This window comes from Pseudonocardia sp. MH-G8, from assembly GCF_002262885.1.
Classification (GTDB): domain Bacteria; phylum Actinomycetota; class Actinomycetes; order Mycobacteriales; family Pseudonocardiaceae; genus Pseudonocardia.
In genome coordinates, this window is the sequence record NZ_NKYF01000012.1 from 161,854 (window position 1) to 186,434 (window position 24,581).

The 24,581-nt window shown below is 73.0% G+C and carries 23 protein-coding genes; 14 read left to right on the plus strand and 9 right to left on the minus strand.

What is annotated here, in order from left to right:
* Position 1 precedes the first annotated feature (1 nt).
* A complete protein-coding gene (locus CFP66_RS25520) occupies positions 2–1,387 on the plus strand; it encodes a sodium/glutamate symporter (protein ID WP_094927692.1) in 1,386 nt (461 codons plus the stop codon).
* Between the two features lie 13 nt (positions 1,388–1,400).
* Here the strand turns inward: CFP66_RS25520 and CFP66_RS25525 are convergent, their stop codons facing one another.
* Genes CFP66_RS25525 through CFP66_RS25535 form a run of 3 tightly spaced genes read right to left on the minus strand, consistent with a single transcriptional unit; the run spans position 1,401 to position 3,197 of the window.
* Entirely contained in the window at positions 1,401–2,159 is a 759-nt protein-coding gene (locus CFP66_RS25525; RefSeq protein ID WP_094927693.1) for a class I SAM-dependent methyltransferase, read from the minus strand.
* Between the two features lie 19 nt (positions 2,160–2,178).
* Positions 2,179–2,616, minus strand: coding sequence for a VOC family protein (locus CFP66_RS25530; RefSeq protein WP_094927694.1), 438 nt, complete (start codon positions 2,614–2,616; stop codon positions 2,179–2,181).
* On the minus strand, positions 2,616–3,197 hold the full coding sequence (locus CFP66_RS25535; protein WP_094927695.1) for a DinB family protein: 582 nt from the start codon (positions 3,195–3,197) through the stop codon (positions 2,616–2,618). Before CFP66_RS25535 ends, CFP66_RS25530 begins: the two co-directional genes overlap by 1 nt.
* A gap of 61 nt (positions 3,198–3,258) precedes the next feature.
* On the opposite strand from CFP66_RS25535, the gene CFP66_RS25540 reads away from it, so the two are divergent.
* Entirely contained in the window at positions 3,259–4,227 is a 969-nt protein-coding gene (locus CFP66_RS25540; protein WP_094927696.1) for a YafY family protein, read from the plus strand.
* A gap of 19 nt (positions 4,228–4,246) precedes the next feature.
* Here the strand turns inward: CFP66_RS25540 and CFP66_RS25545 are convergent, their stop codons facing one another.
* Positions 4,247–4,720 carry an Rrf2 family transcriptional regulator gene (locus CFP66_RS25545; RefSeq protein WP_094927697.1) on the minus strand — a complete coding sequence of 158 codons (474 nt, stop codon included), beginning with the start codon at positions 4,718–4,720 and terminating at the stop codon, positions 4,247–4,249.
* Positions 4,721–4,776: 56 nt separating this feature from the next.
* On the opposite strand from CFP66_RS25545, the gene CFP66_RS25550 reads away from it, so the two are divergent.
* The gene (locus tag CFP66_RS25550; protein ID WP_094927698.1) at positions 4,777–5,520 is read left to right on the plus strand and encodes an SDR family oxidoreductase; all 744 of its coding nucleotides are present in this window, start codon (positions 4,777–4,779) and stop codon (positions 5,518–5,520) included.
* Between the two features lie 970 nt (positions 5,521–6,490).
* On the opposite strand, the gene CFP66_RS25555 is transcribed toward CFP66_RS25550, so the two are convergent.
* Positions 6,491–7,885, minus strand: a complete 1,395-nt coding sequence (locus tag CFP66_RS25555; protein ID WP_094927699.1) for a PepSY domain-containing protein — start codon at positions 7,883–7,885, stop codon at positions 6,491–6,493.
* A gap of 43 nt (positions 7,886–7,928) precedes the next feature.
* Entirely contained in the window at positions 7,929–8,639 is a 711-nt protein-coding gene (locus CFP66_RS25560) for a DUF5134 domain-containing protein (RefSeq protein ID WP_158228210.1), read from the minus strand.
* 243 nt (positions 8,640–8,882) lie between these two features.
* On the opposite strand from CFP66_RS25560, the gene CFP66_RS25565 reads away from it, so the two are divergent.
* The 4 genes from CFP66_RS25565 to CFP66_RS25580 all read left to right on the plus strand — a co-directional run bounded on the left by CFP66_RS25565 (position 8,883) and on the right by CFP66_RS25580 (position 13,204).
* Positions 8,883–9,539, plus strand: coding sequence for a GntR family transcriptional regulator (locus tag CFP66_RS25565; protein ID WP_094927701.1), 657 nt, complete (start codon positions 8,883–8,885; stop codon positions 9,537–9,539).
* 203 nt (positions 9,540–9,742) lie between these two features.
* The gene (locus CFP66_RS25570) at positions 9,743–11,356 is read left to right on the plus strand and encodes a thiamine pyrophosphate-binding protein (RefSeq protein WP_158228211.1); all 1,614 of its coding nucleotides are present in this window, start codon (positions 9,743–9,745) and stop codon (positions 11,354–11,356) included.
* Complete coding sequence (locus tag CFP66_RS25575; RefSeq protein WP_094927703.1) at positions 11,356–12,789, plus strand: aldehyde dehydrogenase family protein; 1,434 nt, start codon at positions 11,356–11,358, stop codon at positions 12,787–12,789. Before CFP66_RS25570 ends, CFP66_RS25575 begins: the two co-directional genes overlap by 1 nt.
* A 16-nt stretch (positions 12,790–12,805) precedes the next feature.
* Positions 12,806–13,204 carry a universal stress protein gene (locus CFP66_RS25580; RefSeq protein WP_094927704.1) on the plus strand — a complete coding sequence of 133 codons (399 nt, stop codon included), beginning with the start codon at positions 12,806–12,808 and terminating at the stop codon, positions 13,202–13,204.
* Positions 13,205–13,213: 9 nt separating this feature from the next.
* On the opposite strand, the gene CFP66_RS25585 is transcribed toward CFP66_RS25580, so the two are convergent.
* From CFP66_RS25585 to CFP66_RS25595, 3 genes are read right to left on the minus strand one after another with little or no spacing between them, the layout of a single operon-like run.
* Entirely contained in the window at positions 13,214–13,999 is a 786-nt protein-coding gene (locus tag CFP66_RS25585) for a citryl-CoA lyase (RefSeq protein ID WP_094927705.1), read from the minus strand.
* A complete protein-coding gene (locus CFP66_RS25590; RefSeq protein WP_094927706.1) occupies positions 13,999–15,231 on the minus strand; it encodes a CaiB/BaiF CoA-transferase family protein in 1,233 nt (410 codons plus the stop codon). The genes CFP66_RS25585 and CFP66_RS25590 overlap by 1 nt, the downstream gene beginning before the upstream one ends.
* Positions 15,228–15,974, minus strand: coding sequence for an IclR family transcriptional regulator (locus tag CFP66_RS25595; protein ID WP_158228212.1), 747 nt, complete (start codon positions 15,972–15,974; stop codon positions 15,228–15,230). Before CFP66_RS25595 ends, CFP66_RS25590 begins: the two co-directional genes overlap by 4 nt.
* A 220-nt stretch (positions 15,975–16,194) precedes the next feature.
* Here CFP66_RS25595 and CFP66_RS25600 point away from each other — a divergent pair, with 220 nt between their 5' ends.
* Genes CFP66_RS25600 through CFP66_RS25630 form a run of 7 tightly spaced genes read left to right on the plus strand, consistent with a single transcriptional unit; the run spans position 16,195 to position 24,572 of the window.
* Positions 16,195–16,737: a tripartite tricarboxylate transporter TctB family protein gene (locus CFP66_RS25600; RefSeq protein ID WP_094927708.1), complete on the plus strand. Its 543-nt coding sequence runs from the start codon at positions 16,195–16,197 to the stop codon at positions 16,735–16,737.
* Between the two features lie 3 nt (positions 16,738–16,740).
* The gene (locus CFP66_RS25605) at positions 16,741–18,264 is read left to right on the plus strand and encodes a tripartite tricarboxylate transporter permease (protein ID WP_094927709.1); all 1,524 of its coding nucleotides are present in this window, start codon (positions 16,741–16,743) and stop codon (positions 18,262–18,264) included.
* A gap of 39 nt (positions 18,265–18,303) precedes the next feature.
* Positions 18,304–19,302 (plus strand): tripartite tricarboxylate transporter substrate binding protein, encoded by a 999-nt coding sequence (locus tag CFP66_RS25610; protein ID WP_094927710.1) that lies wholly within the window; start codon positions 18,304–18,306, stop codon positions 19,300–19,302.
* Positions 19,299–20,282 carry a D-2-hydroxyacid dehydrogenase family protein gene (locus CFP66_RS25615; RefSeq protein WP_233159710.1) on the plus strand — a complete coding sequence of 328 codons (984 nt, stop codon included), beginning with the start codon at positions 19,299–19,301 and terminating at the stop codon, positions 20,280–20,282. The genes CFP66_RS25610 and CFP66_RS25615 overlap by 4 nt, the downstream gene beginning before the upstream one ends.
* A complete protein-coding gene (locus CFP66_RS25620; RefSeq protein WP_198961663.1) occupies positions 20,279–21,433 on the plus strand; it encodes an acyl-CoA dehydrogenase family protein in 1,155 nt (384 codons plus the stop codon). The genes CFP66_RS25615 and CFP66_RS25620 overlap by 4 nt, the downstream gene beginning before the upstream one ends.
* Positions 21,430–23,523, plus strand: a complete 2,094-nt coding sequence (locus CFP66_RS25625) for an acetate--CoA ligase family protein (RefSeq protein ID WP_233159711.1) — start codon at positions 21,430–21,432, stop codon at positions 23,521–23,523. Before CFP66_RS25620 ends, CFP66_RS25625 begins: the two co-directional genes overlap by 4 nt.
* On the plus strand, positions 23,520–24,572 hold the full coding sequence (locus tag CFP66_RS25630; protein WP_094927712.1) for an amidohydrolase family protein: 1,053 nt from the start codon (positions 23,520–23,522) through the stop codon (positions 24,570–24,572). The genes CFP66_RS25625 and CFP66_RS25630 overlap by 4 nt, the downstream gene beginning before the upstream one ends.
* Positions 24,573–24,581: the final 9 nt, after the last annotated feature.

The following is a 24,581-nucleotide window of genomic DNA, read 5'->3' on the forward strand; positions in this document are numbered from 1 at the left end:
CATGTTCGACACGGAGGCCCTGAGCGGCGACCAGCTGAGCGGGCTCATGCTCGCTGTCGCGGTCCTCGGCCTGTTCCTGCTGGTCGGGGTGCTGTTGCGGTACTGGATCCCGATCCTCAAGCGGTGGTTCATCCCGGCGTCGCTGCTCGGCGGCGCCATCGCCCTGGTGCTCGGGCCCTACTTCGTGGGCCTCATCCCCGCCGAGATGAACGAGACCTGGTCGGCGATGCCGGGCGTGCTCGTCACCGTGGTGTTCGCGCCGCTGCTCATGGGCCAGGCGCCACCGAAGCTGAAGGACGCCGTGGGGACCGCGGCGCCGCACGTGTTCTACAGCTACTTCAGCAGCATGCTCGTCATCGGGGTCCCGGCGCTGATCTGCGCCGTCCTGCTCGAGCCCGTCTTCGGGGTCAACCCGATGTTCTCGACGATCATGGAGATCAGCTGGCCCGGCGGCCACGGCACCGCGGGCGGCATGATCGGTGTCTTCACCGACCTCGGCTGGGACGACGGCGGTGACCTGGCCATCGGCGCGGCCACCTTCGGGCTGCTCTTCGGGATCTTCGGCGGGATGGTCCTGATCAACATCGGCGCGCGCAAGGGCAAGCTGTCCCGCAGGGCCGGTGCGGGGGTCCCGAGCGGGAGCGACATCCTGGACGAGGACGAGGCCGAGGTCCACAGCGTGGGGCGGATCCACAAGAGCTCGATCGACAACCTCGCCTTCCACACCGCCCTGCTGGCCGTGGCGATCGTCATCGGGTGGGTCCTGCAGTACCTCATCGCTTTGGTGATCGACGGGGTTCCGCTGTTCCCGCTGGCGATGATCGGGGGCCTGCTGGTCCAACTCGGCGTCGCCCGCACACCGTTCGCCCCCACCGTGGACAAGCGAACCCTGGGCACGATCCAGGGCTTCGCCCTCGACCTCCTGGTCGTCTCCGCGGTCGCGTCGGTGAGCGTGCCGGTGATCCTGACCTACTTCGCGCCGCTGATCATCCTCACGGTGGTCACCGCAGCGATCAGCGTGGCCGTCTTCTGGTACGTCAGCCCGCGGATCTTCCGCGAGGACTGGTTCGAGCACGGCATCATCAACTTCGGTTCGATGACCGCCGTGATGTCCATCGGGCTGGTGCTGTTGCGCACCGTCGACCCGGACTCGCGCACCGACGCGTTCCGGGCCTACGGGCTGCGCGCGCCGTTCGCCAGCCCGTTCGTCGGAGGAGGGTTGATCACGGCGCTGCTCCCGGCGCTGGCGCTCTCGCTCGGCAACCTGCTGTTCGGCCTGGCCGCCCTCGTGGTGGCGTTCCTGCTGTGGGTCGTGATGAAGGTGACCGGCCTGTGGCGCCAACCGACGGCGGTGTCGGAGGGCGGCGCGGCCGCGGCAACCCGGTAGGCGTGGGCGCCGGCTACCGCGCCGTGGCCAGGACGAGCCGGTAGCCGAGGTCCAGCTCGTCGAGGTCGAGCAGGTGCCGGTGGGAGGCGTGCCATCGGCCGGTGGCGAGGTCGTCCGCGAGGCGTTGCAAGGCGGGTCCGGCGACCTCGGGAGAGAGGGAGGCGAGGCCGGAAGCGCCTGCCCGGACGGTCGGGTCGAGGTAGGAGTGGGGGCGTCGCCAGAAGGCGCCGAGGAACCCGTCCCGGCAGTCGGCGGGTACGGGCACCGCGCGGACGTCGACGCGGCGGTCGTGGCGCGCCAGTTCGTCGGTGATCGTCGTCAGGCACGCGAGGGGGCGCTCGGCGGCGGCGATCTGGGGGAGGTAGTCCGCGACGAGCCACAGCTCCCGTGCGAAGACCTCGGGATCCCAGGTCAGGATGACCTGCCGGCGGGAGACCCGCACCAGTTCGGCCAGCCCCGCGGCGGGGTCGGTCCAGTGGTGCACGGTGAGCACGGCGAGGGCCGTGTCGACGGCGCCGTCGCGGAGCGGGATCGCTTCGGCCCGCGCGCGGACGACGGGAGCCGCGCCCGCCGGTCGCTGAGCGATCATGGTCGGTGAGGGCTCCACGGCGAGCACCGTGGCGGCCAGCTCGTAGGCGCCCGGACCGGCGCCCACGTTGGCCACGGTCGCGGCGTCCCCGACGGCGCGGGCGATCGCCTGGTGGATGCGCGGGTCGGGCCGGCGGTGCCGGTCGTAGCCGCGGCCGAGGCGGCGATAGGGGTCGATGCTCACAGGTTCTCCGGGGCGCGTGTCAGTCGAGGCAGAACTCGTTGCCCTCGGGGTCGGTCATGACGATGAAGCCGTGGCTCAGCGGCGGCTGCGGCTCGTGCCGGCTGATCCGGTGCGCGCCGAGGCCGACCAGACGCTCGCACTCCTGCTCCAGCGCCGCCATCCGCGCGTCGCCCTGCAGGCCGGGCGCCGCCCGGACGTCGAGGTGGAGCCGGTTCTTCGCGGACTTCCCCTCCGGCACCTTCTGGAAGAACAGCCGGGGGCCGGCGCCGTCGGGGTCACTGGCGGCCGAGGCGTCGTTGCGTCGCTCCGGTGGCACCCCGAACGAGTCGAGAGCCGCGTCCCACGTGTCGAAGCCGGGTGGCGGCGCGTCGTAGGCGTAGCCGAGCACCTCGCACCAGAAGCCGGCGAGGGCGTTCGGGTCGGCGCAGTCGAACGTGACCTGGACGTCGCGGGCCATCAGTCGCCCTTCCGGCTGTGGGCGTAGAGGTCGCGGAGCAGGCAGACCTCGGCGAGGTGGTGGATGAGCTCCCGGTTGATGTGGAGCACCAGCTCGGCGTAGCTGAGCTCGGCGAAGGCGCCCTCGGCCTCCCCGACGGGCCGGGCCAGGCCGTCCTCACCCAGCGACTCGACGCCCGCCAGCCAGGTGGCGTACGCGGCATCGAGTTGGGACAGCGCCTGCGATGCGGTCGCCGCGTAGTCGAAGGAGTAGTAGTCGGTGGGGGCGGCGCCGAAGTGCGAGGCGTTGCGGACCGCCAGCACCCCCACGATCACGTGCCCGAGCCGCCAGGCGATGGTCGTCACCGGCGCAGGGTCGGGCTCGGGGAAGGCGAAGTCGATGGTCATCGCGCCGCCACCGGCCTGCATCTGCGCCGTGCCGGTGCCGCGCGGCCGGACGTTCCAGCAGTCGGGCACGGGCTCCCAGAAGTACTCGTCGTCGGTGAGGCCCTCCAGTCGCTGCCGCAGCTGGTGCTGCCAGTGGAATTCGATCTGGTCGCGGAGGGCGCGGTTCCAGGTGGTGCTGGTCGTCGGTGCGCTCATGACGCCATGGTGGCAGGCAATGCGGACAGCTGTGTTCCGCTATTCGTGAGATCCTCCGCGAGTGAGCGAAGGGACCACCGAGCGGGTGTTGCGGCTGCTGTCGCTGCTGCAGCGCCGCCCGGTGTGGACGGGGCCGCAGCTGGCGGCGGAGCTCGGGGTCACCGATCGCTGCGTCCGCCGCGACGTCGAGCGGCTGCGCGCGCTCGGCTATCCGGTGAACGCGAGCCAGGGCGTCGGCGGTGGCTACCAGCTCGGCGCCGGTACCCAGCTCCCGCCGCTGCTCCTCGACGACCAGGAGGCCGTCGCCACCGCGGTCTCGTTGCGGCTGGCGGCCGGGGGCACCGTGGCCGGGGCGAGCGAGGCCGCCCTGCGCGCGCTCGCGAAGCTCGACCAGGTGATGCCGCCCCGGCTGCGCTCCGAGATGCGTGCGCTGCAGGACTCCACGTCGACCCTCACCGGCGGGGGCGTGGAAGTCGACGGCGAGGTGCTGATGACGCTGGCCCGTGCCTGCCGCGACGCGGTCCGGGTCCGCTTCACCTACGCCGGCCGGGCAGGCGGGACGAGCAGCCGGATCGTGGAGCCGGTCCAGCTGGTGGCCACCGCCCGCCGCTGGTACCTGATGGCCTGGGACGTCGACCGGGACGACTGGCGCACCTTCCGCCTGGACCGGATGCAGGAGGTCGTGGCCACCACCTGGCGCTCCACCTCCCGCGAGCATCCCGATCCCGTGGCCTACGTGCAGCGTTCGGTGGTCGCCGCGCCGTACCTGCACGTGGCCCGGGTGCGGGTGCACGCTCCGGCCGCGCTGGTCCGCGACCAGGTGCCGCAGCAGGTGGGTTCGGTCGAGGACGATCCCGCCGGCGCCGAGGGCTGGTCGTTGCTGGTCGTCGGCGGCGACGACCTCGACTGGATGGCGGCCCACCTGGCCCGCCTCGGCCACGAGCTCGAGATCCTCGAACCCCCCGAGCTGCGCGATGCCGCCGCGCGGATGGCTGCGCTGCTGACCTCCATGGCCGAGGGGAGCGCGTGACCGACCACCGGCACCGGGCCTACGCGCTCCCCGTCAGCAGGCGCCGGGTGCGGGCCGGCGCCGACGCGGGCAGCGTGGCGAGGACGTCGGCGAGCGTGACGCCGGCGAGGCTCGCGCGCCACGCCTCGTGGGCGTCGGCCATCTTCTCGGCGAGGACGCAGGTGCGGCGGCAGTCCTCGGGTGGCAGCGCTCCGCGTCCCTGCTGCCGGATCTCGCGGCATTCGTAGGGCGGGGAGGGGCCGTCGACGGCCTCGACGATCTCGAGGAGCGTGATCCCGGAGGCGGGCCGGGCGAGTCGGAACCCGCCGCGCGGGCCCGTGTTCGCGGTCAACAGGCCCGCCCGGACGAGCGCCTGCAGCTGCTTGGCGAGGTAGGGCGCGGGCAGGTCGTAGTACCGGGCGAGCTGGGGAGTCGACACGGCGGTCCGCGGATCGAGCTGCGCCAGCGTGGTGGCGCAGTGCAGGACCCACTCGGTGCTCACCGGCAGCTTCACGCGGTCAGCATATCGTCGATATTGCAGATCTGTGTAGTCCGGGATAGGTTGCGGACATGCGGATCGCGGTCGCCGGCGCCACCGGCAACATTGGAGCCCTCACCGTCGCAGCGCTCGAGCGCGGCGGTCACGAGGTCGTGCGGATCAGCCGTTTCCTCGGCGTGGACCTGCTCACCGGCGAGGGGCTCGACGATGCGCTGACCGGCGTCGAGGCGGTCGTCGACGCCACCAACTCCACATCGCCCGACCGGGCCGAGGCCGTCGCGTTCTTCGGCACGGCCACGGCGAACCTGCTCGGCGCCGAGCAGCGGGCCGGCGTCGGGCACCACGTGCTGCTCTCGATCGTCGGGATCGACGGAGTCGAGGGCAACGCGCACTACGCGGGCAAGCGGGAGCAGGAACGACTGGTCGCCGCGGGGCCGGTGCCGTGGACGATCGTGCCGGCCACCCAGTTCCACGACTTCGCGGAGATGGTCGCGGGGTGGGCCGAACAGGACGGCGTCGCGCCGATCGCGCCGCTGCTCGTGCAGCCGATCGCGCCCGCCGACGTGGCGACCATCCTCGCCGAGGTGGCGACGGGGGCACCGCAGGGACGTCACGTCGACGTCGCCGGGCCCGCTACGCAGGACCTCGTGGACATGGCCCGCCGCACGCACCAGGCACGCGGCCGCGCGGTCACCCTCGTCCCGACGTGGTCGGCGGTGTTCGGTCCCGCGATGGCCGGGAACGTGCTGCTCCCGGGTGCCGACGCGCGCCTGGCCCCGACGACCTTCGAGGAGTGGCTCGCGGAGCAGCGCTAGCGCGTCTGCCACCTACCGTCGCCGGCTCGCGGTCTGATCGCCAAGAATGGTCCTGGAGCCGCAGGTCTGCCGCTCTGGCACCACTTTCGCTGATCATGGCCGCCCTGCGTTCCGCGGAACGCGCTTTTCATGATCAGGTAGACGTGATCGGGGTTCAGGAAAGATCCAACCCCTCTCACGTCTACGTCGTCATGGAATCTCCTGTGGTCGCGCCGTTCCCGGCTCGAGGCCACTGCCTCATACCCCGGGCCCTGGCCTTCCGCGCAGTCGGCCGGGTTCCCCGATCCCTGCCCGTCGGCGGGGTGGCGGGTTGGCACAACTGCCGAATATCGGGGCTGGGTGGGCGGCCGTCCCCGGCGCGGGCCCAGGCCCGTTCCGGACGAGCCCGTCGCTGCCGCTTGCATGCGCACCTTGCGGTGGTCCCGATCCACCCCCTCACGATGATCATCGGGCCGGTTCGAGGCGTGTTTCCGGCCATGATCGCCAGGATCGGGACACCAGCTGCAGGGGTGCGGCTCATGTCCCTCGTTCGCTGATCAAGGCCGTCGTCGAAGGGGTTCTGGAACGGCACCACAGCCGGTCGAGTGGCACCTGGCCGCGACGGGCTCGTCCACAACAGGCCTGGGCCAGGTCGGGGACGGTCGCCCGGACGACCACGATATTCGTGGCTTCTACCCAACCCAGCCACCCTCGGCGCTGAGGACGAGCCCGGCGCCGGACCTACTGCGAGTGAGACCCCGGGCGGGGTGGGGCAGGAGGTGTCGAGCCGGGGACGGCGCGCCCACGGCAACCCGGCCTACGAGGCAGGGCCCCGGCGAGGGCGACGGCGGGGCGCAGGGTCGAGGGGCGCTCGCGCACCCCCCGTGTCCCGTCGCGCCGCTTGATTCGCGCTGCCCGTCGACGGGGGCGTTGGGGGGAGCGTGGACGGGGTGGTCGCTGACCCGGTGGGGGTTCGTGCCCGAAGGCGTCGCTAGCGGGACGCGGACCGGCGGGCCCGTAGTTGCTGACGGCCGATGTCGGCGAGCAGGAACAGCAGCAGCGTCACGCCGAGGACGGGCAGGAACACCCCGGCCACGACGGCGACCGCTCCGACGAGCAGGACCGCGCCGGGGCCGGGCCGCAGGTCGCCGCCGGGCGGCCCGGCTCTGCCGCCGCGGGTCGGGCGGCGCAACCACCACATGCGGTAGCCCCAGACGACCAGGCAGAGGACGGCGAGGGCGAGCGCGGCGAGGGCGACCTGGTTGGCGACGCCGAACAGCAGGCCCATGTGCGCATCGACGCCCCAGCGCGCCAGCTTCGCCGCGAGCGGCCAGTCGGCGAAGCGGAGCGTGTCGACGACCGTGGCGCTGGTGGGATCGACGGCCACCGAGTCCTGCTTCTCCGGCCAGGAGCGCTGGACCTGCCCGACCACCCACGCCTCCCCGTCACCACCCGGGAGGAGGGCGACCTGGTCGGAGACCGCGGCGGCGCGGGCGGCGGCGAGGACGCGGTCGGCGGTGGCGCCCAGTACTTCGGGATCGGCGGAGTCGGAAGGGGCGCCCTGCGCGGGCAGGGCCGTCGCGACCGTGGGCGTGGACCAGTCGAGGCTCGCGCGCAGCGCGGTGACGTTCGCACCCGCGAACTGCGACCACGTCAACCCGGTGGCGGAGAGGAACAGCATGCCGACGGCCGCCCACAGTCCGACCGCGCCGTGCCAGGAGCGCAACCGGACGCGGCCGGTGGCCGACCCCTGCGGCAACAGGGTGCGCCGGACGCGGGCGCGGCGGCGGCGCCGCGCGGTCCACAGGGCCCCACCGGACAGTGCGAGGACGCCGAGCCAGCTGGCGGCGACCTCGCTGTAGAGCCGCCCGACCGGGCCGAGGTGCAGGGTGCGGTGCAGCTCGTCGACCCAGGCGCGGACGGGCAGCCACTCGCCGTAGGTGTCCAGGACGGCGCGGACCTGGCCGGTGTAGGGGTCGACGAAGGCGGTGCGCGAGTACTCCTCCTCGACGCCCGGGGCGTCGAACGTGACCCGGGTCGTGCCGTCGGGGGAGCGGGGTGGACGGATCTCGGTGACCGTCCCGTCCGGTACGGCCGCGGCCGCCGCCACCACCTGCTCGCGCAGTGGCACCTGGGCGGTCCCGACCGCGGGCACCGTCAGGGCGTCGTGGTGCACGAGCGACTCGAGCTGCGGGGTGATCGTGTAGAGCAGGCCGGTCGTGGCGGCGACGAGGAGGAACGGTCCGACGAAGATCCCCACGAAGAAGTGCAGGCGCAGCACCAGCGGCCGCAGCCCGGACCACCACCAGTCACCACGGGACCGGGCGACGTCGGTCGACGCCGGTGCGACGCCGGCTGCCGGATCGGCGTCGAGGGTGTCGGTCACGCGAGAACCTCCGGAAATCGGTCGGCGGGTGCAGGGCGGCTCATCACATCGCGAGGAGCATCGCGCCCATCCCGATGCTCATCAGCAGGTGGCAACAGGCGTCGGTGCGCGGGCCGGTGAGCCGGGCGAAACCCGTCGGGACGGCGCGGGTGGCGACGGCACCGGCGCCGGGCGGGGGTCCCGCGCAGGCGTCGGCCCCGGTCCTCGGTCGCACCGCGCGGACGCTCCACAACACGGCCGCGGCTGCGAGCAGGACCACGAAGGCACCGTTCACGGCGAGCACCCACGGCGGGGTCGCGGAGGCCACGGCGTGCGGGGTGAGCGCCTCGGCGGTACCGCCGCCGTGGTGGTGGGCGTGCGCACCACCCCCCGCGGCCGTGGCTGAACCGGTCATGCCCATCAGCTGCGGCATCGCCGCCACCATCCACACCATCGCGGCGACCATGACGAGGTGGTAGGCGTCCCCGACCCGTGCGTGCCCGGGCGCGGGGAGCGCGAGGCGGCCGAGGAACCACACGGTCAGCAACCCGAACAGCACGAGCTGCAGGACCCCGCCGGCACTGGTGGGTCCCCCTGTCCACCCCGTCGCCATCCCGACCATCGCCAGGCTCATGAGCAGGTGCGACAGCTCCGCGAGCCGGTCGCCGCCCGGCCCGGCCCCGGCGGTGAGCAGCGCGAGGCGCACCAGCGAGTAGGCGCCGGTCACCACGAACACGACGGTGAACACCAGCGACAGCGCGGTCGATGCGAACACGTCCCCTCCTCCTGCTCCCGAGAGGAGAGGTCGTTCGCGGGCACGCGGTGGTTCCCGGGACCCGACCGCCCGCAGGAGCCGGTTCCGCATACGAGGGCATACAGCTGTGTCCGGACATCGTGATGGCGGTCGACCACCTGCTTCCGGCCGTGCTCGCGGCCGAGATACGGAGCCGATGACCTGTGTCGGCCGTCCTGTATCCTCCTGCATACGCGGAGCGATCGGGCGCTCCGGGAAGGCGAGGTGACCGTGGCCGGGGCCGTGCGTGGCGGTAATGCCCTCGATCCCTACGCCCAGCTCAAGGAATCGATCTACCTGGGTGATCTCCAACCCGGCGAGCACCTCGTCGAGACCTCGCTCGCCCAGACCTTCCGGGTCAGTCGCACCCCCATCCGCCAGGCCCTCACCCGGCTCGAGCAGGACGGTCTCGTGCTCCGCACGGCGTCCGGGCTCGTGGTGCGAGACCGTACGCCCGGCGAGGTGCTCGACATCTACGAGGTGCGCATCCTGCTCGAGGCGCAGTGCGGCCGCGCCGCCGCCGAGCGGCGCACCAACAACGACATCATCGCGCTGCACCAGGCCCACCGGCGCTACGTGAACGCCACCGAGCTCGACGCGCGTGGCCGGGTCGCCGCCAACCGGAGCTTCCACAGCATCGTCTGGCAGTCCACCCACCAGCTCGCGCTCATCGACCTGCTCCAGCGGGTCGAGGTGCAGCTGGGTCGCTTCCCGCTCACCACGCTCTCTTACGAGGGGCGCTGGGAGGAGACGGTGGAGCAGCACGCCGAGCTCGTCGCCGCCATCGAGGCGCGCGACGGCGACCGCGCCGCCGAGGTGGCGGGCCGGCACTTCAGCGAGGCGCGCGACATCCGCCTGAAGCTCTGGGAGAACGAGGACTGAGTTCCCGCCTGCCGCCGACCTGCACCGCCGGTCGGCGGCATCGTCATGCCCTTTCCTGCTCGCCGTCCGGGCTCGCCCCGCGGCGCACGGCAGCATCCGAGCGTGTGCAGATGTATACCGAGCTGTTAGGCTCCGCCCACCACGCCGCCGAACGCGGGCGGACCGGAGACGACGACGTTGACGAGTTGGTGAGGTGGATGTCGGTGAGCCGAACCGTTGCGGCAGTGGTCGCCGAGTACCTGGCCGAGGCCGGGGTCTCGCACGTGTTCACCTATCCCGGCGACCCCACGGTGGAGTTCCTCGAGGCGCTGCGGCTGCAAGGCACCGAGATCGTGCTGGGGCGCCGCGAGGGCACCGCCGCGTTCATGGCCGAGGGCATGGCGCAGGCCACCGGAGACCTCGGCGTGTGCGTGTCCACGCTCGGCCCGGGTTCGACGGCGCTGGTCAACGGGGTCGCCGCCGCCCAGTGGGACCGCGTACCGATGCTGGCGATCTCCGGACAGATCGAGGCGGCCCGCGAGCAGTTCTTCACCCACCAGGTCGTGGACCACGGGCGGCTGTTCGGGTCGATCACCAAGTGGGCGGGGAGGCTGGAGACCGCGGCCGTGGGGCCCACGCTCCGCAAGGCGATGCGCACGGCGGTCGCCGAACGTCCGGGCGCCGTGCACCTCACCGTCGGCGGCGACGTCTTCAAGGCCCAGGCCCCGGACGAACCGGTGGCGCTGCCCCCGCTGGAAGCGCGCTCCCTGGGCGTCCAGGTGCACGGGCACGGCGGCGACACCCCGGATCCGGTGGCCCGCCTGGCCCGCAGCCGCAGGCCCGTGATCCTGGCCGGGATCGGCGCCGTGCGGGGCGAGGCGACCAAGGAGCTCGTCGCCCTCGCGGAGACCGTCGGTGCCCCGGTCGTCGTGTCGCCGATGGCCAAGGGCGTGGTGCCCGAGGACCACCCGTACTTCGCGGGCGTGCTCGACATGGCCTGCAACAAGGTCATGTGGGACCTGCTCGCCGCGAGCGACCTCGTGGTGGCCGTCGGCTTCGACGCCGTCGAGCTGATCAAGCCGTGGTCGCTTGCCGTGCCGGTGCTGCACGTCGACGCCGTGCCCAACACCGACCAGGTCTACCAGGCCGACCTCGAGCTGGTCGGTGGCATCGCGGACGTCCTGCGGTGGATGGCCGACGAGTGGCGCGGCGAGCCCCGCACGGACCCCGGCGACGTCGCGGCGCACCGCGCCCGCCTGCGCGAGGTCTACTACTCGGGGCGCGTGACCGATCGCCTCAACCCCACCGACGTCCTCGACGTCGTGCGCGGTGCGATGAACGACGATGCCGTCGTCGCGTGCGACGTCGGTTCGCACAAGCTGCTCGTCGGGCAGGGCTGGGCCACGCCGTCGCCGCGGGGCGTGCTCATGTCCAACGGGCTGTCGTCGATGGGGTTCGGCGTTCCCGCGGCGATCGCGGCCAAGCTGGCCTTCCCGGACCGGCCCGTCGCCGGTCTCGTCGGGGACGGCGGGTTCGCGATGGCCGCTACCGAGATGAGGCTGGCGGCGAGCGTCGGGGCGAACCTCGCGGTGGTCGTGTTCGTCGACGAGAGCCTCAACCGCATCGAGCTCAAGCAGGCGGTGGCCGGCTACCCGAGCACGGCCACCCGGATCGAGGCGACCGACCTGGTGAAGCTCGCGGAGTCGATGGACTGCGACGGCGTGCGCGTCACCTCGGTGGCCGAGCTCGAGCGCGCCACCGCGGGCATCAACGACCTCACCCGCCCACTCGTCGTCGAAGCCGTCATCGACCCCGCCCAGTACGAGGCCCAGTTCTGATGCCCCTTCCCACGCAGGCACTCCTGTTCTCCGACGGCGCGTGGCGCGAGGGCGCGAGCACGCAACCGCTGCACGACAAGTTCGACGGCGCGGAGCTGGCGCAGGTCCACGTCCCGGACCGCGCGCAGGTCGACCGGGCCGTGCGTGCGGTCGCGGCGGCCCAGGCGTCCGTGCGCCAGACCGGGTACGAGCGGGGCGCCGTCCTGATGGCCGCCTCGGCGCTGATGCGGGAGCGGCGCGACCGCCTCGTCGACGCGGTGGTGGCCGACACCGGGTTCACCCTCACCGACGCCGGGCGCGAGGTCGACCGGGCCATTGAGACGTTGCAGCTGTGCGGCGAGGAGGCCAAGCGCCTGGCCGGGCGCATGGTGCCCGTCGAGGGCGGGCCCGGCGTACGCGGCCGGATCGGGTTCACCCTGCGCAAGCCGCTCGGCGTGGTCTGCGCGATCACGCCGTTCAACGCGCCGGTCAACACGGTGTGCCACAAGGTCGGCCCCGCCCTCGCGGCGGGCAACGGCATCGTCCTCAAGCCGGCGCCGGAGACACCGCTGACGGCGGTGCTCCTGGTGGAGCTGCTGCTCGACGCCGGCGTGCCGGAAGGGCTGATCGCGCTGCTGCCCGGGGGCGCCGAGGTCGGTCAGGCGCTGCTCGAGCACCCGGTACCCGCCTTCTACGCCTTCACCGGCAGCACCCGGGTGGGCGAGCACATCGCCCGCATCGTCGGCATCCGCCGCACCCAGCTGGAGCTGGGCAGCCTCGCGAGCACGATCGTCTGCGCGGACGCGGCGCTGGAGGCCGCGGCCGGGCTGTGCGTCAACGCCGCCTTCCGCAAGGCGGGCCAGGTGTGCACCTCGGTGCAGCGGCTCTACGTGCAGCGCGAGGTCATGGCGGAGTTCGGCGCGCTCGTGGCCCGCGGCGTCGCGGACCGGGTCGTGGGTGACCCGCGCCTGCCCGAGACGTTCGTCGGGCCCGTGATCTCGACCGGTGCGGCGGACCGCATCGAGTCCTGGGTGACCGCGGCGGTCGAGGGCGGCGCCGAGCTCGTGCACGGTGGCACGCGCGAGGGCTCGGTGATCACGCCGACGATCCTCGGGAACGTCTCGCGGGACATGACGGTGATGACGAACGAGGTCTTCGGGCCGGTGGTCGTCCTGCGCCCGTTCGACACCCTGGCCGAAGCGGTCGCGGAGGCGAACGACACCCCCTTCGGCCTGGCTGCCGGCGTCTTCACCGCGGACCTCGACAGCGCCCTCACCGCGGCTCAGCAGCTGCGGGTGGGCACGGTGCACATCAACGAGACCTCGAGCAGCCGCGTGGACCTCATGCCGTTCGGCGGGGTCAAGGCCAGCGGCACCGGGGTGGAGGGCCCGCGCTACGCCATCGAGGAGATGACCGAGGAGACGCTGGTGACCGTGGGCCCGGCCCGCCCCTGACACAGGAGGAGATCGCATGACCATCGTCGTCGGGTTCGTCCCCACCCCGGAGGGGCGTGCGGCGCTGGACGCGGCCGCCGTCGAGAGCAGGACGCACGGCGAGTCCGTCCTCCTGGTCAACGCCGTGAGCGGGGACCAGCGCATCGACCGCCGGATGGCCTCGGACGCGGACCTCGCCGCCGCACGTGCGGTGCTCGACGAGGCTGGCGTGCCCTACGAGGTGCGTCAGGAGGTCGGCGCAGGCGACGGCGCCGACGGCGTCCTGCGGGCCGCCGAGCAGGCCGGTGCGGCCGCGATCGTCATCGGCCTGCGCCGCCGCACCGCCACCGGCAAGCTGCTGTTCGGGAGCACCGCCCAGCGGATCCTGCTCGAAGCCGAGTGCCCGGTGCTGGCGGTGAAGGCCCCGCGGGAGTAGCGAGGACGGTCACTTCCCGCGCGGCTCCAGGTGTCGCGGCGGTGGGCCCGCGTAGGCGGCGAGCTGGTCGCGCGGCACCGGGCCCTTGTTGCGGGCCCCCGAGCCCGATTCCTCCCACGCGTGGGCCAGCGCGCCCACGGCGCGGGACAGGACGAACAGGCCGCGGCCGAGCGCGGGCGCGAACCCGAGTTCGGCGTAGATGATCGCCGTGGCGCCGTCGATGTTCATCGGCACCGCCCGCTCCCGGCCCTCGGACAGCTGCCGCTCGATCTCGAGCGCGACCCGCAGGTGCCGCCCCGCGACCACGCCGTCGGTGACGGCCCGGGTCACCGCGCCCACGAGCGGGTCCCGGCGGGGGTCGCGCGGGTGGAACCGGTGCCCGAAGCCAGGGATGTAGCGCAGCCGTCCGCGCACGTCCGCGACAGCGGCGGGGAGGTCGTCGGCGTCCACCAGGTCGGCGAGGAGCTCCATGAGCTGCTCGCCCGCGCCGCCGTGCACGTCGCCGAGCACGTTGATCGCGGACGCCATCGCGTTGTTGACGCCGACCCCGCACGTCATCGCCATGCGGGCGATCGCGATCGATGGCGCCTGCGGTCCGTGGTCGGCGCCCGCGACCAGCGCGCGCTCCAGCAGCCGCGCCTGAGCGGGGGAGGGCAGCTCGCCGCGCAGCAGCAGCCAGATCGTCGACGCGAACGACGCCCCGTCGATGACCTCCTCGACCGGATAGCCGCGGTAGCGGATGCTCCCGGGCTCGATGTCGCTGACGGCCGTCGTCCACCACGTCGAGCGCTCCATTACACCGGACCTCCTGCCGGGACGAGGGCATCGATCTCCGCGGGCGTCCAGCCGAGCTCGGCCAGGATCTCGCGGGTGTGCTCCCCGAGACGCGGTGGAGGGGCGGTGGGCTGCACCGGCGCGCCGTCCACGTGCACCGGACCGCCGAGCACCTGCACGCTGGTCCGCCCGGCGACCGGCAGCGGAAGCTCGGCCACCAGCCCGCGCGCCGCCAACTGCGGGGACTCCAGCGCCTGGGCGACCGTCGCCACCGGCGCGGCGGGCACCCCTGCTGCGGTCAGCAGTGCATCCCACCGGGCCGCCGACCGTGCGAGCAGGGTCTGCTCCAGCTCGGCTTTGAGTGCGGTGCGGTGCTTCTTGCGCTGCTCCCGGGTGGTGAACCGCGCGTCGATCAGCAGATCGGGCCGTCCCAGGACGGCGCACAGCGCCTCGTACTGCTCCTGCTTGTTCGCGGCGATGTTGAGGTGCCCGTCGGCGGTGGCGAAGGTGCCCGACGGCGCCGCGGTGCGGTTCTCGTTGCCCATCGGGACCGGTTCCTGACCGGCGACGAGCTGGTCGGAGACCACCCAGCCCATCGCCGTCAGGCCGGCTTCGAGCATCGACACGTCGAGGTGGGCGCCCTCCCCGGTCCGTTGCCGGCGTACGAGTGCGGCCGCGATGCTCATGGCGGCCGCGAGGCCGCCGAGCGTGTCGCACACGGGCGCGCCGACGCGCAGCGGGGCCGCCTCCGGGGTGCCGGTGACGGACATGAGCCCGGAGAGCCCCTGGACGATCTGGTCGTAGGCGGGCCTGCCGCGCATCGGACCGGTCTGCCCGAACCCGGAGATCGCGCAGTAGACGAGCGACGGGTTGATCCGGCGCAGCTCGTCGGCGCCCAGGCCGAGGCGCTGCATGACGCCGGGGCGGAAGTTCTCCACGACGACCGCGCTGCGCTCGACGAGCCCGCGGAAGGCCGCCTTGCCCCGCTCGTCCTTGAGGTCGAGCGCGATCGAGCGCTTCGCGGCGTTCTGGGCGAGGAAGGAGGCGCCCATGTCCGCGTCGCTGAGCGCGGGGGAGGCGCCGAGCCTGCGGGCCAGATCCCCGCCGTGCGGCGTCTCGACCTTGATGACGTCGGCGCCCATCAGGGCCAGCTGGTAGGCGGCGTACGGCCCGGCGAGGACGTTGGTCAGGTCCAGCACGCGCAGGCCTTCGAGCAGCCCGGTGCCCGGGCCCGAGTTCGGTGTGTCGGTCACAGCAGCCCTTCGACGTGTCCCATGCCCGCATCGGAGACGGTCCGTGCCGCCGCGCGCAGCCCGGCGAGGCCCGCTTCCCGCCGTTCACCGGTGAACCGCGAGCTCGGCCCGGACATCGACAGGGCGGCGAGCACCCGCCCGTCGCGCCGCGAGTGCACGGCGACGGCCGCGGCTGCGGCGCCGATCTCCCGGTCGCCGTCGCTGATCGCGTAGCCGTTCCGGGCAGCCCCGGCCACCCGCTCGCGCAGCCGGCCGCCGTCCAGCTCCGGGTCGGCCGCGACGAGGCGGTCGACGACCTCCGGGTTCGCCGCGAGGAGCACGTACGACGCGGCTCCGGCCGTGAGCGGCATCGGCCTGCCCACCTCGACGACGTTGCGCACGGTCGCGGTGCCCTCCTCCTGGGCGATCGACACCCGCGTGAGGTCCTGGCGGACGTACACGTTGACCGTCTCGCCGTGGCGGTGCACGAGCTCGCGCATCACCTCGGTCGTCTGCTCGTCGACCCGCCACAGCGTGGCCGACAGCCGAACCCACCCGAGCAGCGTCGCGCCCACCGTGTAGTGGCCGTCCGGGGAGATCGCGACGACGCCGCGCTCGACCAGGTCGGCCAGCAGCCGCACCGCGGTGGTCTTGGGGAGGCCGCTGAGCTCGGCGATCTCCTTCAGTCGCAGGTGGGGCCTGCGGTGGTCGAAGAGCTCGAGCAGGTCGAAGGCACGTGCGACCGACCGCACCCGGGGTTCCACGCCGATGAGTGAACCATAGAGTGGTCCATGAGGACCACCACATGGTTCAAAGCGGGTGAACGGGCCCGTGCGGACGCGCGCTGTTGACCGAGCGTGGACACCGTGCAAGCATCTGGCATCCTGTTGTACACAGCTGGCTACACGTGTCCGCAATGATGGCGACGGCGGCACGGCACCAGCGCCCGGACCCGCTCAGCGAAGAGTGCAGGAGGTGTGGCGCATGGAACGCGTGCATACCGGCCCGTCGGCCGGCGAGGCGCCCGCACCACCGCCGTCCGATCCACCGGCGAGCGGTTCGCGGGTCGCGGAGCTCGTGGCCGCCACCGCCGTACTCGTCCTCGGGCTCGGTGCCTTCGTCGGCGCCCTCGCGCTGGGGTACTGGGACCGGGGACCGGGCCCGGGATTCTTCCCGCTGTGGCTCGGGGCGCTCCTCGTGCTGCTCGGCGTGATCTGGGGGGTGCAGGCCGCCCGCGGCAGGAACATCCACGCCGCCGAGCCCGTGCCACCCGGCGGCCGGCTCGCGGTCGGGCTCGTCCTCGGTGGGCTGCTCGTCGCGATCCTGCTGCTCGACGTGGTCGGCTACCAGCTGGCGATCACCGCGCTCGTGCTGTTCCTGCTGCTCGTGGTCGGGCGCAGGCGCTGGCTCGAGTCGGTCGTGGTGGCGCTCGTGGCCGGGTTCGGCATCTACACGGTGTTCGCCAACGTCCTGCAGGTCTACCTGCCGACCGCCTCGGTGCCGTTCCTGTCCCAGTGGGGGTTGTGAGACGTGGACATCTCGCACCTCCTCGCCGGGTTCGCCGCCGTACTGACGGTCGAGAACCTGCTCCTGGTCGTGGCCGGCTGCATGCTGGGCACGCTCATCGGTGTGCTCCCCGGAGTGGGTCCGGTGGCCGGCACCGCCATCCTCATCCCGCTCACGATGGAGCTCGATCCGACCGGCGCCATCATCATGCTGGCGGCGATCTTCTACGGGTCCCAGTACGGCGGCACGATCACGTCGGTCCTGATCAACACGCCGGGTGAGGCGTCCTCGGCCATCACGGTCCTCGACGGCTACGAGATGACGAAGAAGGGCCGCGCCGGCATCGCGCTGGGGATCGCGGCCATCGGCTCGTTCGTCGGTGGCACAATTGCCACGATCGGTCTGGTCATCGCGGCGGCGCCGCTCGCGTCGCTGGGCCTGCGGATCGGGCCGCCGGAGTTCTTCGCGCTGATGATCCTGGGCATGTCCCTGCTCGTGGGGCTCGCCGGGAAGTCGATGACCAAGGCCCTGATCTCCGCGGCCGTCGGCCTCCTCCTCGCGATGGTCGGCATCGACCCCGTCGAGGGTGCGCCCCGGTTCACCTTCGGCATCGCGCACTTCTTCGACGGTGTCGAGTTCGTCGCCGTGCTCGTCGGGTTGTTCGGTCTCGGCGAGATCCTCGCGACGCTCCTCGAGAAGCGCCAGGCCAGCGCCCAGGTCACGGTCGGCAGGCTGCTGCCGGGCCGCCAGGACCTGCGCGACAGCGCCGGCGCCATCGGCCGCGGCAGCCTCATCGGCTTCCTGCTGGGTCTGGTTCCCGGCGTCACCGGATCGGCCAGTTCGCTGCTGGCCTACGGTGCCGAGCGCAAGCTCGGGCGCAACAAGGAGATGCTCGGCAAGGGTGCGATCCAGGGCGTCGCCAGCCCGGAGTCGGCCAACAACGCCCACGCGAACGCCGCTCTGATCCCGCTGTTCACCCTCGGGATCCCGGGTTCGCCCACGATCGCCGTGCTCATGGGCGCGTTCCTCATGAACGGGCTGACGCCGGGACCGACGCTCTTCCAGACCGATGCGCACGTGGCGTGGGCGGTGATCGCCAGCCTGTTCATCGGCAACATCGTCTGCCTCGTCCTCAACCTCCCCCTGATCCGCATCTGGACGATGATCCTCAAGATCCCGCAGCCGTTGCTGACCGCGATCATCATCGTGTTCCTGGTCGTGGGCTCCTACAGCATCAACAACAGCACGGTCGATGTCGTCGTGATGTTCGTGTTCGGGATCCTCGGGCTCGCCTTCCGGCGCCTGGACGTCCCGCTCGCCCCGCTGGTGCTGACGCTGATCCTGGGCCCGTTCATGGAGAACTCCCTGCGGCAGTCGCTCGACATCTCCCGGGGCGACATGACGGTCTTCCTCACCCGTCCGATCTCGCTGGTCCTGCTCCTGGTCGCCGTCGCGATCATCGTCGTCCCGGTCGTGCAGGCCGTGCGTCGGCGAGGCGAGCAGCCCGGCGGCCTCGCGAGCCGTCTGCGCGAGGACGCCGAAGTCTGACCCACGGGTCACCGATGACCCATCACAAGGAGAACCACCGTGCAGAAGCCTCAACGCCTCGCCGCCGCCGTCGCGGGGGTCCTCGCCCTCGCCCTCTCCGGGTGCGCCCAGCAAGGGGGTGGCGGTGCCACCCCCGACGACTGGCCGGCGGGCGAGACGATCACGCTGCTCGTGGGGTACGCCGCGGGTGGCACGACCGATGCGATGGCCCGGTCGCTCGCCGGAACCCTCGAGGAGGAGCTCGACGTCCAGGTCCAGGTGGAGAACCAGGACGGCGCCGGCGGTCAGGTCGCCTACACCGAGCTCGCGAACTCCGAGCCGGACGGGCTGACCATCGGCACCCTGAACTACCCGACGATCCTCACGACGATCCTCGACGAGGAGAAGGGTGCCACCTACACCCTCGACTCCTTCCAGCCGCTGGCCAACCACGTCAACGACCCGCGCATCACGATCGTCCACCCGGACAGCCCCTTCCAGACCGCTCAGAACCTGGTCGATCACGCCACGGCCAACCCGGGGGAGCTGCGGGGAGCCACGTCAGGACTCAGCGGCGGCGGCCACTTCTCGATGATCAAGCTCGAGCAGGCCACCGGGGCCGACTTCACGCCCGTGCACTTCAACACCGGGCAGGCCGACGCCAAGGCCGCGTTCCTCGGGAATCACGTCGACGTCTACTTCGCCTCGATCGGCGACGGCCTCGAGGTGATCAAGTCGGGCGGCGGCCGGGCCGTCGGCGTCATGGACGACGAGCGCAGCTCGCTCCTGCCCGACGTCCCGACCTACGCCGAGCAGGGCATCGACGTCCAGGAGGCGGGGATGCGCGGCTACGCCCTGCCCGCCGGGGTGCCCGAGGAGCGCGTGCAGAAGCTCGCCGGGGCGTTCGAGAAGATCATCACGAGCGAGCAGCACCAGAAGGAGCTCGCCGACCTCGCCCTGCAGTCCGACTTCATGGGCCCTCAGGACTACACGGACTGGCTCAAGGCGCAGGAGCCCGCCGTCACCGAGGTCAACCAGATCTCCAAGTCCGACGGGTGAACGAGCCGATCCGCGTCGTCGTCCTCGACGACTACCTCGACGCCGTCACACGCAGCGCCGACTGGTCGGTGCTGGCGGCGGACGTGGTCACCGTGACGCGGCACATCGCGGACGAGGACGAGCTCGTCGCCGTGCTCCGCGAGGCCGACGTCGTGGTCGCCACGCGCGAACGCACCCGCCTGGGCAGGTCGGTCCTCGAGCGGCTGCCCCGGTTGCGGCTGCTCGTCACCACCGCCATGCGCAACGCTGTGATCGACCTCGACGCCGCCAGCGAGCGCGGTGTCCAGGTCTGCGGCACGCGGGGCAACAAGCGTTCTACTGTCGAGCTGACCTGGGGTCTCGTCCTCGCGCTCCTGCGCGACATCCCGGGCCAGCAGCAGGCCCTGCGCGAGGGGCGCTGGCACACCCGACTGGGCGTGGGGCTCGAGGGCAAGTCGCTCGGCCTGCTCGGCCTGGGCACCACGGGCAGCCAGATGGCGGCCATCGCGCGGGCGTTCGACATGGACGTCCTCGCCTGGAGCGCGAACCTCACCGCGGAACGTGCCGCCGCCTGCGGTGCCCGGCGGGTGGAGCGCGACGAGCTCTTCGCCCGCGCCGACGTGGTGTCGGTCCACCTCGTGCTGTCCGACCGGACCCGGGGCCTGGTCGGGGCCCGCGAACTCGCGCTCATGCGCCCCAGCAGTTACCTGGTCAACACCTCCCGGGCCGGGATCGTCGACCAGGCTGCGCTCGTCACGGCGCTCGAGACCGGCGCCATCGCCGGCGCCGCCGCCGACGTGTTCGAGGTCGAACCCGTTCCCGCGAGCACGCCCCTGCTGGCGGCCCCGCGCACGGTCCTCACCCCGCACATCGGCTACGTGACAGCCGAGGAGTACCGCCTGTTCTACGGCGACGTCGTCGACGACATCGCCGCCTGGCTGGCCGGGTCCCCGGTGCGGACGCTCAACGACCCCGCACCCCCGCACGAGAGGAAGCCGTGACCGTCACCCCCGCCGAGGAGCAGATCGACCTCCGCCGCAGCGTGGAGGCATTCGCCCGCGACGTGCTCGCCCCGGACGCCCTCGCGCGCGCCCACTCACCGGAGTACCCGTGGGACGTCGCGAAGCGGCTCGCCGAGATGGGCCTCCTCGGGATCACCGTGCCCCAGGAGAAGGGCGGCCAGGGTGGGACGCTGCACGACGCCGTCATCGCCATCCAGGCGGTGGCGTCGGCGTGCCCGCGCAGCGCCGACGTCGTCCAGGCGGGCAACTTCGGCCCCCTGCGCACCCTCGCGGAGTACGCCACCGCCGAGCAGCGCGACCGGTTCCTCCGCCCGCTGCTCGGCGGTGAACAGGTGATCTCCCTCGGCATGACCGAGCCGGAGGCCGGCTCCGCGCTCACCGACCTGCGCACCTCGGCCACCCCGAAGGGCGAAGGCTTCGTCCTCGACGGCACCAAGGTCTTCTCCACGCACTCGGCCGAGGCCTCGGTGTTCCTCGTCTACGTCCGGTTCGGCCCGGGCGTCGGCGGGATCGGCTCGGTGCTGGTCGAGCAGGGTGCGGCCGGGTTCAGCCGGGGGAGGCCCTCGGCCTTCATGAACGGCGAGCAGTGGTGCCAGCTCTACTTCGAGGACTGCTACGTCCCCGCCGAGAACGTCCTGCTCGGGCCCGGCGGGTTCAAGAAGCAGATCGCCGGCTTCAACGCCGAGCGCATCGGCAACGCCGCACGCTCGCTCGCCGTGGGGCGCTACGCGTTCGAGGCGGCGCGGCGGCACGCGCTGGAGCGGGAGCAGTTCGGCAGGCCGCTGTGCGAGTTCCAGGGTCTGCAGTGGAAGTTCGCCGAGGCGGCAGTCGACCTCGACGCCGCTCAGCTGCTGCTGGAGCGGGCCGCGACCGAGCTCGAGAACGGGCTCCCGAGGGGCTACGACACCGCCGTCGCGAAGTACGCCGCCAACAAGGCAGGCTTCGCGGCCGCCGACATGGCCGTGCAGGTGATGGGCGGCACCGGCTTCAGCCAGGAGTCGCTCGTCGAGTACTGCTTCCGCCGCACCCGGGGATGGATGATCGCCGGGGGCTCCTCGGAGATCCTCAAGAACCGGATCGCCGAGTCCGTCTTCGACCGCAGGTTCTCCCAGCGCGGGGGGAGCAGGTGACGCGGACGCACGATCTCGCGGCCCTGCGCGGCGCCTTGCTGGCCCCCCGCAGCGTCGCACTGGTCGGCGTCTCCGACGACGTCCGCAAGACCGGGGCCCGGCCCCTGCAGTACCTGCGCCGCGCGGGGTGGGCCGGCACCGTCTACCCCGTCAACCCGAACCGCCCGCTGGTCCAGGGAGAGCGGGCCTGGCCCTCGGTCGAGGCGCTGCCCGAGGTGCCCGAGCACGCCTACGTCCTCGCCGGGCCCGACGCGGCGGTGGAGGTCACCCGCGAGTGCGCCCGGCTCGGCGTCCAGGTCGTGACGATCATGGCCGACGGGTTCGTCGGTCCGGACCCGGCGAGCGTGGCCCGCGCACGTGCGCTGCAGGACATCGTGGCCGCGCACGCCGTGCGGGTGGTGGGGCCGTCCAGCCTCGGTGTGGTCAACGTCCACGAGCGGCTGACCCTCACCGCGAACGCCGCGTTCGGCGAGCCGGACCTGCCCGAAGGCGGCGTGTTCGTCGCCTCCCATTCGGGCAGCGTCATCGGCGCGCTGGTCTCGCGGGGCAAGGAGATGGGCGTCGGCTTCGCCGGGCTGGTCTCGACCGGTGGTGAGGTGGACCTGTCGCTCGGCGAGATCTGCCTGTCGACCCTCGACGACCCCGGCGTCGAGGGGTACGCCCTGTTCCTGGAGTCGCTCGCCGGCGCCGCGAGCCTGCGCGAGTTCGCCGCCGCCGCGGCCGAGCGCGGCAAGCCGGTGCTGGCCTACAAGCTGGGCCGTTCCGACGCCGGCGCCGAGCTCTCGGTCTCGCACACCGGCGCCCTTGCCGGCGACGACGCGGTGGCGAGCGCCTTCCTCGCCGACATCGGGATCGGGCGGGTGGACAGCTTCGAGGCGCTGCTCGAGGGGCAGCAGCTGGTGCGTTCGGTGCCGCTGCGTCCGCGGGCGGCGCGCGCCCCGCGCGTCGGGGTCGTCACCACGACCGGCGGGGGCGGGGCGATGGCCGTCGACCGGCTCGCGGTCGCGGGCGCCGTGCCCCAGCGCCCGAGCGAGGAGACGCGGCGGGCGCTGGCCGAGCGCGGCATCGCCGCCGACCACGGCACGCTCGTGGACCTCACCCTCGCCGGCACGCGCTACGAGGTGATGTCGGCCGCCCTCGAGGTGATGGTCGCCGCCCCGGAGTTCGACGTGGTCGTGGCAGTGCCGGGCTCCTCGGCCCGGTTCCACCCCGACCTCGCGGTGCGCCCGATCGCGGACCGAGCCCACACCGGGGCACCCCTGGCCGCCTTCGTGGTGCCGGAGGCCCCCGAGGCGTTGCGGCTGCTGCGCTCCGCGGGCGTGTCCGCGTTCCGCACACCGGAGTCGTGCGCCGACGCGATCGTCGCGGCCTTCTCCCGCCGCGCCCCCCGCCCCGCCGGGTCGCGGGCACCGGCCGCGATCCCCGGCCTCCCCGACGCGGCCGGGGTGCTCGACGAGGTCGCCTCCTACGCGGTGCTGGACGCCGTCGGCGTGCCGCACGCGCCGTTCACGCTCCTCGCGCCGGGCGGCGACGTCCCGGACGTCGCCGGGCCCAGCGTGGTGAAGGCGGTGTCGGCGCGGCTGCCGCACAAGTCCGACGCCGGCGCCGTGGTCCTCGACGTGCGGGACGCCGACGGCGTCCGCCGCGCGGTGGCGGACATCGGCGCCGCTCTCGCCGCCACCGTCCCGGACGTGGCGCTCGAGACGGTGATGGTCGCGCCGATGGTGCGGGGTCTGGCCGAGGTGCTCGTCGGCTACCGGCGCGATCCCGACGCCGGCCCGATCATCGTCCTCGCCGCCGGGGGCGTGCTCGCCGAGCTCTACCGCGACCGGTCCGTGCGCACCGCCCCGGTCGACCTCGCCACCGCCGAGGAGATGGTGGCGGAGGTGCTGGCCCTGCGGGCGCTGGCCGGGTACCGCGGCGCTGCGCGCGGTGACCTGCCGGCCCTCGCCCGCGCCGTCGTCGGGTTGTCGCAGCTGGCCGCGTCCCCGCGGATCGCCGAGGCCGAGGCCAACCCGGTCATGGTGCTGGCGCAGGGTCGGGGCGTCGTGGCGGTGGACGCACTCGTGCGGATCGAGGAGGAACGGTGAGCGACCGGGAGCTCGTCATCGACGTGCACGGGCACTACACGACCTACCCGCCCCAGGTGGCCGAGTGGCGCTCGCGCCAGGTGCGGGCCTTCGAGAACGGGCAGCCGCTGCCCGACCCCGAGGACCTGGTCGTCACCGACGCCGAGCTCGTCGAGTCCGTGGCGACCCACCAGCTGGCCGGGATGGACGCGCGCGGCATCGACGTCACGCTCTTCTCCCCGCGCGCGAGCCGGATGGCCCACCACGTCGGGAACCTGGAGGTCAGCACCGCGTGGGCACGGGTGTGCAACACGCTCGTCGCCCGGATCTGCGCGCTGTTCCCGGACCGGTTCCAGCCGGTGGCGATGCTGCCCCAGAGCCCCGGCGCACCACCCGCGAGCGTGCTGCCCGAGCTCGAGCGCTGCGTGCGCGAGCACGGCGTCGTCGGGGTGAACCTCAACCCCGACCCGTCCGGCGGTGCGTGGGGCGGTCCGCCGCTGGGCGACCGGGCCTGGTACCCGGTCTACGAGGCCCTCGTCGCGCAGGACCTCCCGGCGATGATCCACGTGAGCGCCAGCGCCAACCCGGCGCTGCAGACCACGGGGGACTGGTACCTCGGCGCGGACACCACCGCCTTCGTGCAGCTGATGCGCTCGGACGTCCTCACCGACTTCCCCGGCCTCAGGTTGATCATTCCCCACGGCGGGGGCGCGGCGGCGTTCCACTGGGGCCGCTTCCGGGGCATGGCGCAGGACCAGGGCCGGCCGCCGCTGGAGGAGCACCTGCTGGGCGGGCTCCTGCTCGACACCTGCGTCTATCACCAGGCCGGCATCGACCTCCTGTTCGGCGTGGTACCCATCGAGAACATCCTGTTCGGCTCGGAAGCGGTGGGCGCGGTACGCGGGATCGACCCCCGGACCGGTCACCACTACGACGACACCCGCCGCTACGTCGACGCCGCGGGCCTCGGGGCCGCGCAGCGCGCGCTCGTCTACGAGGGGAACGCGCGGCGCACCTACCCGCGGCTCGACCGGGCGCTCGGGAGCGGACGCACCGCGACCGCGCGCTGACCCGCGGAC